The sequence below is a fragment of the Thiomonas sp. FB-6 genome (assembly GCF_000377645.1).
GTDB lineage: Bacteria > Pseudomonadota > Gammaproteobacteria > Burkholderiales > Burkholderiaceae_C > Thiomonas_A.
Genome location: NZ_KB898506.1, coordinates 22,775 through 35,929, shown reverse-complemented (window position 1 = coordinate 35,929; position 13,155 = coordinate 22,775). Strand labels below are relative to the sequence as shown.

Sequence of the window (13,155 nt, the reverse complement as noted above, 5' to 3'; positions counted from 1 at the left end):
GAAGACTTCGTGCATTGGTACAACCACGACCACCGCCACAGCGGCATCCGCTACGTCAGCCCGGCGCAGCGCCATGCTGGCGAGGATCAGACCATCCTGGCCGCGCGCCACAACCTCTACCTCGAGGCTCGGCGGCGTCACCCTGCGCGCTGGTCGACCACCACCCGAAACTGGGCGCCCGTCGGCCCCGTCACGCTCAACCCCGAGCGCGACACCGTGGTCAACCAGGCCGTCGCGGATCAGCATACTCAGAACCAAGCTGCATAACCGAGGCGACAACTACCTTGACGCGCGCCGAGGGCCACTCGTTGCCTGGCTGCTCGACGATGCGAAGCTACGGCTTCACAGCGCCGCGAAGTTGGCAGAGGAACTCGGTGTGAGCGGCAAGGAGCTTGACCTACTCGAGCGCGGCCAGGCGCTGACGTTGCTTCGCCACCGCGCCTTCATCGCGAAGGTGGCGCGCTACCTTGGCATCCCTCCCATCACTGTGAGGCTGTTGACTGGCGACATCACCATCCGCGACTTCGCCACGACTGCAGAGCCTGAGGAAGTGGTCATCGAGCGCGAGTTCGCCCGCTTCTGTGCGAACCCTCAGCTGCGAGCGCTCGTCCCAGACTCTTGCAATGAGCCATCGCTTGACTACAAGCGGTTCCTGCTCGATGTGCACGCCACGCACCGAGACTTGGACTGGCCAGACCTTCCGCGATTGCCTGAAATCCTTCGCTGGCTACAACGAGCGGCGGTCATGCACAACGCGAACCAAATCGTTGCTGCAGCGGAGAGTAGGGAGATGGGAAGTGACGGTGTTGATGGCAGGTAGGGAGGTGTGCTGACGTGGGCGGAGCCCTTGGCCTCTGTTCGCGATGACTGATTGACGACGGGCTTTCGGGCCCGTCTTCTTTTGTTTGGTCAGCCGGTGCCTACACGTGATGCCTAGGTCAACAACTCACGTGAGGAACCAATATGACTTTAGAAATCACTACGCATCGCGGCTTCGGTGTCGTGCTCGACCCCATCCAATTTGCCGCCGAGCTCGCCTCGTTGAAGCAGCGGCCGCAGTACCAGGGCAGGGCGCTGTACGTGCAGCTGCCCGATGCTGTAGCGCGACTTTTTGAGAGTCCACTTGTGCCCATCATGCACTCACTCGCAATCTCCGGGGGCGCCGCGCTTCCAGTCGCAGTTGCGAATTTCCAGGCCGCAGGGACACAGGTGGTGTGCCTCGTGCCGCTCGCAACTGACGAAGCACGAGATTGGCTCATCGAGTCCCTCGAGAAGCAGCAGCGCATCTTCGTTGCGGTCAGTATCGATGAGCGCCAGCAGATGGTCGTGATTCAAGCCGAGCCGCCTGTGCGTGACAAGCGCGACCCGACGTGGGGGGCGTTGAAGAAGCACCTTGGCGAGTGGCGAAGCGTCGACCGCGTTGCAGAGGCAATGGACGTGCTCGACGTCTTGCGATACATCGACAACGTCCCGGAATCGACGGTGGCCGGCGTCGCGGTTCAGGAGAGGTGGATTTTTGTTTGCGTGCCTTACCACCAAGACGCTGGCGGGGCGGGGGGCGCAGAGGTAGCTGGGTCTGCACTGACCTCAAGCATGGGGGCGACCATCGTGCACTGAGTTGAGGGCAGGCGCGGGCGCAGCGTCTTCTGCAATTTGTTCTTGGGCGACCTTCGGGTCGCCCACTCACTTTTGACGTGCCTCGGGAACCCCCTTGGAGCGGTGTTCGGGGGGCTCCCTCCATGTGCGTCCCAGACCGAGCTGGCCGGATGCCCGCCCGTAAGTGCCATCCGAATCCCAGCGCTACATCTCGCGGCAGACCCCGCTGTGCCAATTCTGTGCCACAGAAGGCATTTGGAAAGCGATGGAAATGGCTGGAATTGTCAAGAAGGGTGGTGCTAAGCTATTGATTTTGCGTGAGGCGACTCGCGCAAAACCAGACTCCTGGGGCTGCAAGGCATGGTTCGGGACGTAGAGGCCGGAGGTTCGAATCCTCTCACCCCGACCAGACAAGACGGCAAAAAGCCCAAGTGACTTGATCACTTGGGCTTTTTGCTTTGGATCGTCATGCATGTCGTTTCCAATCGCATCTCGTCGGGCGGACGCTCCCGAGTCGGCGAGCTGATCCCTGCGGCGGGAATCGGGTGACCATCCATCCATTGGGGTAATGAACTGCCAAAATACCCCAATTCACGGCAATATTCCCCCATTCTTCCTCGTCCGGATGCTGCTACATGCAGTCCCTCTCGGCAGACTATCGGGCAGCTTCGAGGCACGCCCGCGCCACGCGCAACCGGCCCAGTTCCGACCACCAGGGGTCACTGGGTGACAGCTTGGCCAGTTCCGAGGGCGTGAGAACCACCGGGGAGATGTGCACCCCCAGCCGGTCGCCCAGCCCTTGCACGGCGTCGCGCACCTGGCGGCTTGCGTCCAGGTTGTCCTCGTCAAGCACGAGCGCGACGTCCATGTCGCTACGAGGCTCATCCGTGCCACGCGCGACGCTGCCGTACAGCCATGCCGAGCGAACGTGCTTCTCAGCGGCCAGCCCTTCGTGCAACTGGTCCTGCAACTGCCGCCAGTGCTTGTGCTCCGCTTCGAAAAGTTGCGCCAGCGCAGATACCAGCGGCTGGTTCAAGGCCGGTGCGAATAGCCTGCCGCCGCTCGGACCCAGCACCTTGACGGCGCCCTGCGTAACCAGCGCATCGAGCGTGTTGCGCACGCCCCGCGCCGTCATGGCTCTTAGCGGAAGTCTAGGTGCGTAGCACCCAGCCTCGGCGGGCGACGGGCCTGAAAGAGGTCACCCTGGCTCGTGGTCTTCGTGTCGGCCGCATCATCACGGCGCCCGACGCCGGCCTCAGGCCGGGTCGCCCATGAGGGGCGTCGCTGCCCTGGTCGTCTGCACCGTCTTGCCCAGCAGGCGGCAGTACTCGAGTTCGGCGGACTCCAGCGCCTGCACCATGCGCCGGCCGGCTTCGTAGACGCGGTGGCCGTCGCGGGTCATGCAGGAGCCGCGGCCGCCGCGGTCGAGCAGGGGCGCGCCGAGGCTGAGTTCGAGTTCACGCACGCAGCGGCTGAGCGCCGACTGCGCGATGCCCAGGTGGCGCGCCGCACGGTTGATGCTGCCCGTCTCGACCACCCGCACGAAGCAGCGGATGCGATGCAGGTCGCGCCGCAGTTCGGCGTCGTGTTTCGCGCTGGGGCTCATGCTTCGTCCCAAAGCCCGTAGTGCACCCCGGCGCGACGGTGGGTCGCCGTCTTGCGCTCGACTTCGCCCAGGCCCACGGTGGTGCGCAGCTTCAGGTCGGCTCGCCACAGGTGCAGGCGTTCGCGCATGCGCTGGCGCACCACCTCGTATCCGGCGTCGCGCCCCAGGTCGCGCAGTTCGTGGGGGTCTTCCTGCAGGTCGAAGAGTTGGGGGGGCAGGCCCTTCCAGTCGACGTACTTCCAGCGCTCGCCACGCACCATGGTGGCCTGGCAATCCCCCGGCGCCAGGCCGAGGTCCAGGCGGGCCTGGCGGAAGCTGAAATCCAGTTCGGAGAACACCGCGTCGCGCGCTTGCACGTTGGCCTCGCCGCGCGTGTGCGCGAGCAGCGAACGCCCCTCGATGCGATGCAGCGGCAGCTCCGCGCCCAGGCCCTGCAGCGCGGTGGGCACCACGTCGATGGCCTCCACCGGCGCGGTGCTGCGCGAGCCGCGCGTGGCGTCCGCCTGCGGGCTCGGGTCGTAGACCAGTAGCGGAACTCGTTGCACGCAGTCGTGGAACAGTTCCTTTTCGCCCAGCCAGTGGTCGCCCAGGTAGTCGCCGTGGTCGGCGGTGAACACGATGAGGGTGTCCTCCCAGCGCTCCAGGCGCTCCAGCTCCGCCCACAGGCGCCCGAGGTGGTCGTCCACCTGGCGCACCAGACCCTGGTAGGCCGGGCGCACGCGGCGCCAGACTTCGTCGCGCGCGAAATGACTCGACTCCGGATGCGCCATGTAGGCGGCGTAGGCGGGGTGAGGATCGGCGCGCTCGCCGGCATCGCGCACCGGCGGCAGGCATTGCTCGACCCCGTACATCGCGTGGTAGGGGTCGGGTGCCACGTAGGGCCAGTGGGGCTTGACCAGGGACAGGTGCATCGACCAGGCTTGCTCGCCGCGGGCGCGGATGTGCTCGATGGCCCGGCCCACCGTGTAGGCCGTCTCGGAGTGTTCCTCGCGAACCCGCGCGGGCAGGTGCACGTTGCGCATGCGCCAGCCGCTGTGCACGCCGCCGGAGGCATCGACGGTGGAAATGGCGAAGTCGCTCCAGGGGTCGGGGCTGTCGTAGCCCTGCTCCCGCAGCCAGCGCGCATAGGGACCGTCAGGCTCGGCGTGATGCCCGTCGTGGCGCGCGAGTTCCAGGAATCCGCCCTGGCGCAGCGGTTCTCCGGATGCCGGCGCCAGGCCCAGACGCGCCATGCCCTGTTCGTCGGGCAGCCAGTGGGTCTTGCCGAACAGCGCCAGGTCGTGGCCCAGGCCGCCGAGGTAGTCGCCGAGCAGCCATTCGTCCAGCGGCAGGGGCACGCGGTTCCAGGTCGCGCGGTGGCTGCTGACGTAGCGCCCGGTATAGAAGGACATGCGCGAGGGGCCGCACACGCCCGACTGCACGAAGGCACGCTCGAACAGCACGCCCCGGCTCGCCAGCCGGTCGAGCGCGGGAGTGCGCAGGTGCGGATGGCCGTAGCAGGACAGATGGTCCGCGCGCAGCTGGTCGCACATGATGAACAGGAAATTGCGGATGTTTCGCATGCTGCGAGCCGGCGCCTTTGGGAAGTGGGGTGGATCAATAGGCCTGGTGCACGAATCGGGACTCGAGGTAGGCCTCCATGCCCTCGATGCCGCTCTCCCGTCCCATGCCGCTGTCCTTCACGCCGCCGAAGGGCGCCTCCGGCACCGACACGGCGACCGTGTTGACGGCCAGCGCGCCGACCTCGAGCCCGCACTCGCAGGCATGTACCACGGAGGCGCTGTCGGTGAACAGGTAGGCGGCCAGGCCATAGGAGGTGGCGTTGGCCTCGCGCAGCGCCTGCTCCAGCGACGCCACGCCCAGGATGGGCGCGACCGGACCGAAGGCTTCCTCGCTCAGCAGGCGCGTGCCCGGGGCGAGCCCGCGCAACACCAGCGCCGGCGCGAAATATCCCGGCCCCGAGGCGGGCGCCGGGGCGGCCTCGATGACCTGCGCGCCGCGTTGCCGCGCGTCCTGCACCAGTTCGCGCACCGCCGCCAGGCGCCTGGCATTGGCCAGGGGGCCCATGGTGGTGGGCGGATCCATGCCGTCGCCCACGCGCAGCTCCGAGGCGCATTCCACGAAAGCCTGGGTGAAGGGCTCCAGCAGGTCCTGGTGCACGATGAAGCGGCTGGGGGCCAGGCAGGCCTGCCCGGCGTTGCGGAACTTGTGCGCGGCGAGCATGCGGGCCGCTCGCTGCACGTCGGCGTCGCGCCAGACGATGGCCGGCGCGTGCCCACCCAGCTCCAGGGTCATGCGCTTGAACCCTTCGGCGGCCTGGCGCGCCAGCAGGCGCCCCACCTCGACCGATCCGGTGAAGCTGAGCTTGCGCACCACCGGGGATTCGAGCAGCTGGCGCGACAGCGCCGCCGGCTGCCCGAACAGCAGCTGCAGTGCGCCGGCGGGCAGCCCCTGGTCGTGGAAGCACGCCACCATCGCGGCCACCGCGCCAGGCGTTTCCTCCGCCGGCTTGAGCAGCACCGAGCAGCCGGCCGCCAACGCCCCGCCGATCTTGCGGGCCGAGAGCACGAGGGGGAAGTTCCACGGCGAGAAGGCCGCCACCGGCCCCACCGGGTGGCGCGACACGCGCATGTCGGCCCCCGCCAGGCGCGAGGGCTGCAGGCGGCCGTACACGCGGCGCGCCTCCTCGGCGTACCACTGGATCAGCTCGGCGGCCATGTCCACCTCGGCCAGCGCCTCCGCCAGGGGCTTGCCCTGTTCCAGGGTCAGCGCGGCGGCGATGGCCTGACGCCGCGCGCGCATCTCGGCCACGCCCTGCAGCAGCAGTTGGCCGCGCCGCGCGGCGGGCAGCTCGCGCCAGGCCTCGAAGCCGCGCTGCGCGGCCTGCAGCGCGCGGCGCACCTCGGCCTCGCCGGCCAGCCCGAGCTGATCCAGCACCTCGCCGGTGGCCGGGTTGCGCACGGCCCAGGCCGCTTCGCCCGTGCCGGGGCACCACTGTCCGTCGATCAGCAGCCGCGGGGCGCGGTAGGCAGGATGGTTCACAGGTTGCGCCCTCCGTCGACGTCGATGCAGCTGCCGGTGAGGAAGGAGGCGTCGTCCGAGGCCAGGAACACCGCGGCGCCCGCCACGTCGTCGGGGCGGGTGAAGCGCCCCAGGGGAATGCGCGCCAGGAAGCGCTGGCGGTTCTCCGGGGTGTCGGGCATGCCCATGAACTGTTCCAGCAGCGCGGTCTCGCCGATCATCGGGTTGATGGCGTTGACCCGGATGCCTTCGCGGGCGAACTCCAGCGCCAGCCCGCGGGAGATGTTGATCATGGCCGCCTTGCTCGCGCTGTACCAGCTCAGCCCGGGGCCCGGACGCACGCCGGTGGTCGAGGCCACGTTGATCATCACGCCGCCCGGCCGGCGCAGCGCGGGGAGCGCATGTTGCGCGGACCAGTACAGGCTTTTCAGGTTGACCCGCATCACGCGGTCGAACTCGGCCTCCGTGACCTGCAGCGCGGGCTTGTTGGCGTGGGTGGTCCCGGCATTGTTGACCACGATGTCCAGGCCGCCGAACTCGGACACGGCCCGCGCCACGGCGGCGGCGTAGTCGGCGCTGCTGGAGACGTCGCAGCGCACGGCGGCGGCGCGGGCGCCTTGCGCGCGCAGCGCCTCGGCGGCAGCTTCGGCGCCGTCGGCGTCGAGGTCGGCGATCAGCACCGAGGCGCCTTCGCGCGCGTAGCGCTGGGCGATGGCACGGCCGAAGCCGGAGGCGGCCCCGGTGACCAGCGCGGATTTGTGGGGGAGTTGCATGCAGGGCTCCTGCTCAAAGGTCAAGGGTCAGGCTGTCGCCGGCGCAGCGCGACACGCAGGGGAAGAAGCGCCCGCCGTCGCCGCGTTCGTGCGCCTCGAGGATCTGGTCGCGGTGATCGCAGGCGCCGTCCAGCACGCGCAGCTCGCAGCTGCCGCAGATGCCCTCGCGGCAGGAGCTGGGATGGGCGATGCCCAGCTGCTCGATCACCTCCAGCACGCTGCTGCCCGGCGGAACCCGCGCATGCAGGCCGCTGCGCGCCAGGCGCAGTTCGAAGCCGCGGTCGGGCGCCGGCGCCGCGGGAGCGTCCGCGGCGGCGCCGAAACTCTCGAAGTGCAGGGTGCCGGGTGGGCGCCCGGCGCCGAGTTCGCGCACGGCCTGCATCAGCCCCTGCGGGCCGCAGCAGTACACGTGGGTGCCGTCGTCGAGCCGGCGCAGCAGCGCCGCCAGGTCCAGGCGCCGCTCCAGCGGGCCCGACACGTGCAGGCTGACGCGCCCGGCGTCGAGTTCCAGCAGTTCGTCCAGGTAGGCGGCGCGTTCCTCGCTGCGCACCAGGTACACCATGCGCCAGTCGGCGCCCGCGGCGGCGGCCGCGCGGGCCATGGCCAGCAGCGGGGTAATGCCGATGCCGCCCGCGATGAACAGGGCCGGGCGCGCGGCATCGGCCAGCGAGAACAGATGACGCGCACTGCCCATGCGCAGGCGTGTGCCTCGGCGCACCGTGTCGTGCAGCCAGGCCGAGCCGCCGCGGCCGTCCGCGGCCCTGGCCACCGCGATGCGGTAGCTGTCCAGCCGAGCCTGGGTGCCCGCGTTGGTGATCGAGTACTGGCGCAGCTGCACGCCACCGGTGGGCGGTTCGACCACCAGGTCCACGTGCGCGCCCGGCACGGCCGGCTCCAGCGGGGCGCCGTCCACGCGCGCCAGCTCGAACTCCAGCACGTCGCGCGCCAGCGCGCGCAGGCCCCGGACCTCGACCTCGATGCCTGTCTGGCCGAGCATGGCGGATCAGGCGGCGCGCGCGTGCTCGCGCTCGCGCTCGGCCTTCAGGCGTTGTTCGATCATCCAGCGGGCCTGGTTGAGCGCGGCGTCCGCCGGAATGGGCAGCATCGGCTGGCCGGGCGTGGCCTCGATGGTGCGCTGCTGGGCCTCGATCATCTCCCGGTCCTCGTCGAAGGCCTTGACCACGTCGGCGTAGATGCGCTCGGTCAGCCCCTGCTCGTCCAGCCGGAAGTTGTGCGCCTGGCAGAACCAGTAGTGGGTGGTGGAGTTGGTCTCCGGCGTCTGCACCGAGGTATGGCGGAACTGCAGCGACTGCGCCACACGCTTGCCCTCCGGGGCTCCGGTGCCGGCGGGAGCGGAGCCGGAATCCATGCGCATGAACGAGGGAGCGTTCCACTCGTAGAGCTGCCAGCGGTCCACCGGCCCGTCGAAGGTGGCCACGCGCTGGTGGTTGGGGGAGATCTGGTCGTTGAGAAACCACCAGTGGATCTTCAGGCTCCTGGCGCCGCGCTCGATGCTGGGGCGGGCCTGGGCATTGCTGGCCGTGCCCAGCGTGGTCGGGTGCACGTAGGCCAGGTGCGAGAAGTCGAGCAGGTTGTCGACGATCAGCAGGTAGTTCGCCTTGTAGTGCAGGTATCCGGGCTTCATGCGCCACTCGGGCGAGTCGTGCCAGGGGAAGTCGAGGATCTCGGAAGCGTCGGCCAGGGCCGGGTCGCCCATCCAGATCCACACGAAGCGATCCTTCTCCACCACCGGATAGCTGCGCACGCCCAGCTTCGGCGGGATGCGCTCGCAGCCCGGGGCCTCGATGCAGGCGCCGGCGGGATCGAACTTGAGCCCGTGGTACATGCAGCGCAGGCAGTCGCCCTCGCGCCGGCCCAGCGACAACGGCGCCGCGCGGTGGCAGCAGCGGTCCTCCAGGGCTATCACCTGGCCGCGCTGGCCGCGATAGAACACGATGGCCTCGCCCAGCAGCTTGCGGCTGAGCAGACCGTCGGCGCGGAACTCATGGTCCCAGCCCGCGACGTACCAGCCATTGCGCACGAATTCCATAGTCCTCTCCTCGTCTTGGGGTTGTCAGGCGCGGCCTGCGGCCACACGCTTGCAGACTAGGGCTGCCGCGCGTGCCGATGGGCCGTTTTGTTCGATTGCGATCGGAAATCCCGATCCTTCGCGCGAGAGCTCGCGGGCACGCCGGCGCCCGCGGCTGCGCGCGGCCCTCAGCGGGCGAATGTGGGCAGCCAGGTGGCCAGCATGGGGAAGGCGATGATCAGCCCCAGGGCGACGAAATTCGCCACCAGGAAGGGAATGGTGCCGGCGAAGATGGTGCGTGTGCTCAGCTCCGGCATCATGGTCTTGACCATGAACACGTTCATGCCGATGGGCGGGTGGATCATGCCGATCTCGATCATCATGGCGACGAACACCCCGAACCACAGCATGCTCACGCCCAGCGGCCCCAGCACGGCCGCGAACACCGGCACCGTGAGCAGCATCATCGAGATGGCCTCCATCATCGAGCCCAGCACCACGTAGACCAGCATGATCACCACGATGAGCCCGGTCACCGGAAGGTGCAGGCCGCCGACCAGCGCCACGAGAGCGCTGGTCAGCCCGGACAGGGTCACGAAGTTGGCGAACACCATGCCGCCGAAGGCCACCGCGAAGATCATGGCCGTGGTGCGCCCGGCCTCGCACAGGGAGTCCACCAGCACGGACCAGCGCAGCTTGCCGCGAGCCGCGGCGAACAGCGTGGCCCCGGCGGCCCCGACGCCGCCTGCCTCGTTGGCGGTGAACACGCCGCTGTACAGGCCCCCCATGACGATGAGGAACAGCAGCACGATGGGCCAGACCTTGGAGATGCGGCGCAGGCGCTCGGGCCAGCCCAGTTGCGGGCCCGCAGGGCCCAGCGCGGGATTGCGAGAGACCGTCCACCAGATGGACACCATGAACAGCGTGCCCAGCAGCAGCCCGGGGAGGATGCCGGCGACGAACAACTTGGCGATGTCCTGCTGGGTCACGATGCCGTAGATCAGCAGCGGCACGCTGGGTGGCACCAGGGCCCCCAGGGTGCCGGCCGAACTCACGCAGCCGCTGGCCAGGCTGTCGTCGTAGTGCAGCCGGCGCATCGAGGGCATGGCGACCTTGGTCATGGTGGCCGCGGTGGCGATGGAACTCCCCGAGATGGACGCGAAGCCCGCGCTGGCCAGCACGGTGGCGTAGGCCAGGCCGCCGCGCTTGTGCCCGACCAGTGCGTAGGCGGCGTCGTAGAGTTCGTCGGCCAGTTCCGATTTGTAGATCAGCGCGCCCATCAGAATGAACATGGGCAGCACGGACAAACCTTCGTTGGTGGCCAGGTCGGAAATGGTCTGTCCCGCCATCATCAGCGCCGGATGCAGGCCCCGCAGGGCGGCGAACAGCCCGACGCCGACGCTGAGCATCGCGAAGCACAGCGGCACGCCCAGGAAGGCCAGCGCGAGCACCACGGCGAATCCGAGCAGGGCCGCGCTCATGCCCGGGCTCCGTGGAGGCCGCTGCGCAGATGACCCAGCAAGGCGGCGAGGATGCCCACGAAGGCCAGTGCCGAAAGCGCGCTCATCGCATAGTTCAGCGGGGCCAGCGGCAGTTGCAGGACCATGGTGCTCATCTGCTCGGAAGCCAGCAACCGGCCCTGGCTGAACAACTGCAGGGTGACGATGCCGCAGCCCAGCGTGCTGACCCCGAGCTCCAGCGCCTGGCCCCAGTAGCGCAGGGCCCCGCGCGCGCTGCGCGCCAGCAGCGACACCGAGAAATGCCGCCGCTCCACGGTCACCAGCGGAAAGGCCGAGAAGATGAGCAGCGCCAGCAGGAACTGCACGATCTCGTCGCTGCCGCTGATGGGCCGCACGAACACGTAGCGCATGATCACGTTGACCACGGTGACGAGCATGATGCCCAGCATGGTCAGCACCACGCAGGCGCGCAGCAGCAGGCGAGCCAGGGCCACGGGCAGGGAGCCGCCGGGCGCGGGGTTCAGGGCTTGTTGCATGACCGGCTCCGCGCGCTCAACGGGCCTGGGCCTGGGCCTGGGCCTGGAAGTACTGCAGGGCGGCGGCGCCGTCGACGCCCTTGGCACGTGCCGCGGCCAGCCACTGCTGCACCATGGGCTGCGCATAGCCCTTGAGCTCGGCGATCAGCGCCGGCGAGGCCTGCACGACGTGTACCCCGCTCTTGCCGGCCTGCTCGCGGGATTGCACATTGAGCTCGGTCATCAGCTTCATGCGCTGCGCGAAGGCCAGGCCCGAGATGGACTCGATGGCCTTGCGGTCGGCCGGGGAGATGGATTCCCAGCGCGCCTTGTTGATCACCAGCGAGAAGCTGGGAACCGACAGCCCGCCCGGGATCAGGGTCTCCGACTTGACGTAGCCGATGACCTTGAAGGCCTTGGCGTTGTAGTCGCCCATGCCGGCGAAGGAATCCACCGTGCCGCCGGCGACCAGTTCACTGAGCTGCACCGCCGGGGAAGACACCACGCCGGCCGCGCTGTGCACCAGCACCTGCTGCGGGACGCCCGGCATGACCCACATGCGGCGTCCTGCCAGGTCCGCCGGCTGCACGATGGGTTTGCCCAGGCTGAAGATCTCGCCGGGAGGCAGCGAGAACAAGGCCAGCAACTTCACGTTGCGGTACTCGCCCGCCTTGGCGAAGTACTTCTCGTGGGTCTTCCACAAGGCCACGGAGGTCTGCGCGGCCGTGCCGCCGATGAAGGGCAGCGCGGCCACCTGCTCCAGCGGCAGCTGGTGGGGCAGCAGCCCGTTGAACACGTAGGCGCCGTCGACGATGCCGCCGGTTACCGCGTTCCACAGCTGGTTGGGCGGCGCCACCGGCGCGCCCGGCAGGCTGATGAGCACGCGGCCCTGGGTGACCTTTTCCACCTCCTGCGCCCAGGGGCGCAGGACCTGCTGGTTGAAGGCGTCGCCGGGAGGCAGCAACTGGTTGATGACCAGGGTCGTGGCGGCCTGCGCGGGAGCCGCCGCGAATCCCGCGAAGGCGCAGGACAGGGTGATGGCGGCGGCGTGCAGCCAGCGGGATCTGAAGTGCAACATGGGCTGTCTCCTCGGGGGGGGGGGACCTCGCGCCGGCGGCCTTGCAGATCCGGGCGGGGTACGCATTGATCTGGATCGATGCTACGGGGCACAATGGATCGGCGAACAATCGAATTTCGATGCATTGATCGTTCCTATCGATCACTTTCCGATGAAACTCCAAGCCATCCGTTATTTCATCGCGGTCGTCGAGGCGGGCGGATTCCGCGCCGCAACAAAGACCGTGCACGTCTCGCAATCGGCGATGACTGCTGCGTTGCAGCAGCTCGAGGAGGAGCTCGGCGCGCCTCTGCTGCACCGTTCCAGGCGCGGGGTAACCCCTACGCAATTCGGAAGGGCATTTCTCGACCGGGCGCGCGCCATCGAGCGCGAGAGCCGCAAGGCGCGCGAGGAGATCGCGCAACTGCGGGGCCACTGGGAAGGCACGGTGTCCTTTGCCACCTCGCCGGCCATCGGCATCAGCATCATTCCGTCCGTGATCAAGGCCTTCCGGGAACGCTTCCCGGCCATCCGCGTGCGCTGCGTGGACGGCCTGTACCCGGCGGTGCTGGGCGGCCTGCGCGACGGCCACCTGGACTTCGCGATCAGCCCCTGCGCGGTGGAGCAGCTCGAGCCGCCCTTCGTCGCGGAACTCCTGCTGCCGGCCGACGTGGTCATCGTGTGCCGGCGCGACCACCCGCTGCGCAAGGCGCAGTCGCTGCTGGAACTGGCCGAATCCGAATGGGTCATCTCCACCGGAGCCGGCGGGGCCGGCGCGCTGATCCAGCAGGCCTTCCAGGCGGCGGGGCTCAGCGGCCTCAAGGTGGGCCTGGTCTGCGAGTCCTTCATGGCCCTGCCGGGGATCCTGGCGCTGAGCGACCTGTTCGGGACCCTGCCGCGCGCCGTGCTCGACGACACGCGCTGGCGCCAGGAACTCGCCATCGTGCCCATCCGCGAGCGCCTGCCCGCGCCGCAGATCGCGATCCTGCGGCGCGACGACATCCCGCTGACCCCGGCCTCCACCGAACTGATCTCCTGGGTCAGGCACTTCGCCGCCAAGCTGGGCCGCGCCGATGTGTGAGGGCGGCCCCCCTTATC

General features: G+C 69.0%; 13 protein-coding genes and 1 pseudogene. 4 read left to right on the top strand and 10 right to left on the bottom strand.

Going from position 1 to position 13,155, the window contains the following annotated elements; all coding sequences use genetic code 11:
- From D466_RS22960 to D466_RS0117265, 3 genes and pseudogenes are all read left to right on the top strand, one after another.
- Positions 1-267: pseudogene (locus tag D466_RS22960) on the top strand (IS3 family transposase); the annotation flags it as partial.
- Positions 268-358: 91 nt separating this feature from the next.
- Positions 359-820, top strand: a complete 462-nt coding sequence (locus tag D466_RS22190) for a hypothetical protein (RefSeq protein ID WP_231385762.1) — start codon at positions 359-361, stop codon at positions 818-820.
- Between the two features lie 143 nt (positions 821-963).
- A complete protein-coding gene (locus tag D466_RS0117265) occupies positions 964-1,617 on the top strand; it encodes a hypothetical protein (RefSeq protein ID WP_018914953.1) in 654 nt (217 codons plus the stop codon).
- Positions 1,618-2,251: 634 nt separating this feature from the next.
- Here the strand turns inward: D466_RS0117265 and D466_RS0117260 are convergent.
- From D466_RS0117260 to dctP, 10 genes are all read right to left on the bottom strand, one after another.
- Positions 2,252-2,716 (bottom strand): nucleotidyltransferase domain-containing protein, encoded by a 465-nt coding sequence (locus tag D466_RS0117260; protein ID WP_231385761.1) that lies wholly within the window; start codon positions 2,714-2,716, stop codon positions 2,252-2,254.
- 135 nt (positions 2,717-2,851) lie between these two features.
- Entirely contained in the window at positions 2,852-3,202 is a 351-nt protein-coding gene (locus D466_RS0117255) for a LysR family transcriptional regulator (protein ID WP_018914951.1), read from the bottom strand.
- Positions 3,199-4,764, bottom strand: a complete 1,566-nt coding sequence (locus D466_RS0117250; protein ID WP_018914950.1) for a sulfatase-like hydrolase/transferase — start codon at positions 4,762-4,764, stop codon at positions 3,199-3,201. Before D466_RS0117250 ends, D466_RS0117255 begins: the two co-directional genes overlap by 4 nt.
- 34 nt (positions 4,765-4,798) lie before the next feature.
- Positions 4,799-6,244 carry an NAD-dependent succinate-semialdehyde dehydrogenase gene (locus D466_RS0117245; RefSeq protein ID WP_018914949.1) on the bottom strand — a complete coding sequence of 482 codons (1,446 nt, stop codon included), beginning with the start codon at positions 6,242-6,244 and terminating at the stop codon, positions 4,799-4,801.
- A complete protein-coding gene (locus D466_RS0117240; RefSeq protein WP_018914948.1) occupies positions 6,241-6,996 on the bottom strand; it encodes an SDR family oxidoreductase in 756 nt (251 codons plus the stop codon). Before D466_RS0117240 ends, D466_RS0117245 begins: the two co-directional genes overlap by 4 nt.
- Before the next feature lie 13 nt (positions 6,997-7,009).
- Positions 7,010-7,993, bottom strand: coding sequence for a PDR/VanB family oxidoreductase (locus tag D466_RS0117235; RefSeq protein WP_018914947.1), 984 nt, complete (start codon positions 7,991-7,993; stop codon positions 7,010-7,012).
- A 6-nt stretch (positions 7,994-7,999) separates the two neighbouring features.
- Entirely contained in the window at positions 8,000-9,046 is a 1,047-nt protein-coding gene (locus tag D466_RS0117230) for an aromatic ring-hydroxylating dioxygenase subunit alpha (RefSeq protein WP_018914946.1), read from the bottom strand.
- Positions 9,047-9,213: 167 nt separating this feature from the next.
- Positions 9,214-10,506: a TRAP transporter large permease gene (locus D466_RS0117225; RefSeq protein ID WP_018914945.1), complete on the bottom strand. Its 1,293-nt coding sequence runs from the start codon at positions 10,504-10,506 to the stop codon at positions 9,214-9,216.
- Positions 10,503-11,021, bottom strand: a complete 519-nt coding sequence (locus D466_RS0117220) for a TRAP transporter small permease (RefSeq protein WP_018914944.1) — start codon at positions 11,019-11,021, stop codon at positions 10,503-10,505. The genes D466_RS0117225 and D466_RS0117220 overlap by 4 nt, the downstream gene beginning before the upstream one ends.
- A 16-nt stretch (positions 11,022-11,037) precedes the next feature.
- The gene (dctP, locus tag D466_RS0117215) at positions 11,038-12,078 is read right to left on the bottom strand and encodes a TRAP transporter substrate-binding protein DctP (protein ID WP_018914943.1); all 1,041 of its coding nucleotides are present in this window, start codon (positions 12,076-12,078) and stop codon (positions 11,038-11,040) included.
- A gap of 151 nt (positions 12,079-12,229) precedes the next feature.
- Between dctP and D466_RS24175 the strand changes: the two genes are divergently transcribed.
- Positions 12,230-13,138 (top strand): LysR substrate-binding domain-containing protein, encoded by a 909-nt coding sequence (locus D466_RS24175; RefSeq protein ID WP_018914942.1) that lies wholly within the window; start codon positions 12,230-12,232, stop codon positions 13,136-13,138.
- The last annotated feature ends 17 nt before the right edge of the window (positions 13,139-13,155 follow it).

What these genes read in the sequence shown, in the direction of transcription:
- D466_RS0117265 (WP_018914953.1), top strand. Translation starts at nt 964, where the DNA reads ATGACTTTAGAAATCACTACGCATCGCGGCTTCGGTGTCGTGCTCGAC.
- D466_RS0117255 (WP_018914951.1), bottom strand. Translation starts at nt 3,202, where the DNA reads ATGAGCCCCAGCGCGAAACACGACGCCGAACTGCGGCGCGACCTGCAT.
- D466_RS0117250 (WP_018914950.1), bottom strand. Translation starts at nt 4,764, where the DNA reads ATGCGAAACATCCGCAATTTCCTGTTCATCATGTGCGACCAGCTGCGC.
- D466_RS0117240 (WP_018914948.1), bottom strand. Translation starts at nt 6,996, where the DNA reads ATGCAACTCCCCCACAAATCCGCGCTGGTCACCGGGGCCGCCTCCGGC.
- D466_RS0117235 (WP_018914947.1), bottom strand. Translation starts at nt 7,993, where the DNA reads ATGCTCGGCCAGACAGGCATCGAGGTCGAGGTCCGGGGCCTGCGCGCG.
- D466_RS0117230 (WP_018914946.1), bottom strand. Translation starts at nt 9,046, where the DNA reads ATGGAATTCGTGCGCAATGGCTGGTACGTCGCGGGCTGGGACCATGAG.
- D466_RS0117225 (WP_018914945.1), bottom strand. Translation starts at nt 10,506, where the DNA reads ATGAGCGCGGCCCTGCTCGGATTCGCCGTGGTGCTCGCGCTGGCCTTC.
- D466_RS0117220 (WP_018914944.1), bottom strand. Translation starts at nt 11,021, where the DNA reads ATGCAACAAGCCCTGAACCCCGCGCCCGGCGGCTCCCTGCCCGTGGCC.
- dctP (WP_018914943.1), bottom strand. Translation starts at nt 12,078, where the DNA reads ATGTTGCACTTCAGATCCCGCTGGCTGCACGCCGCCGCCATCACCCTG.
- D466_RS24175 (WP_018914942.1), top strand. Translation starts at nt 12,230, where the DNA reads ATGAAACTCCAAGCCATCCGTTATTTCATCGCGGTCGTCGAGGCGGGC.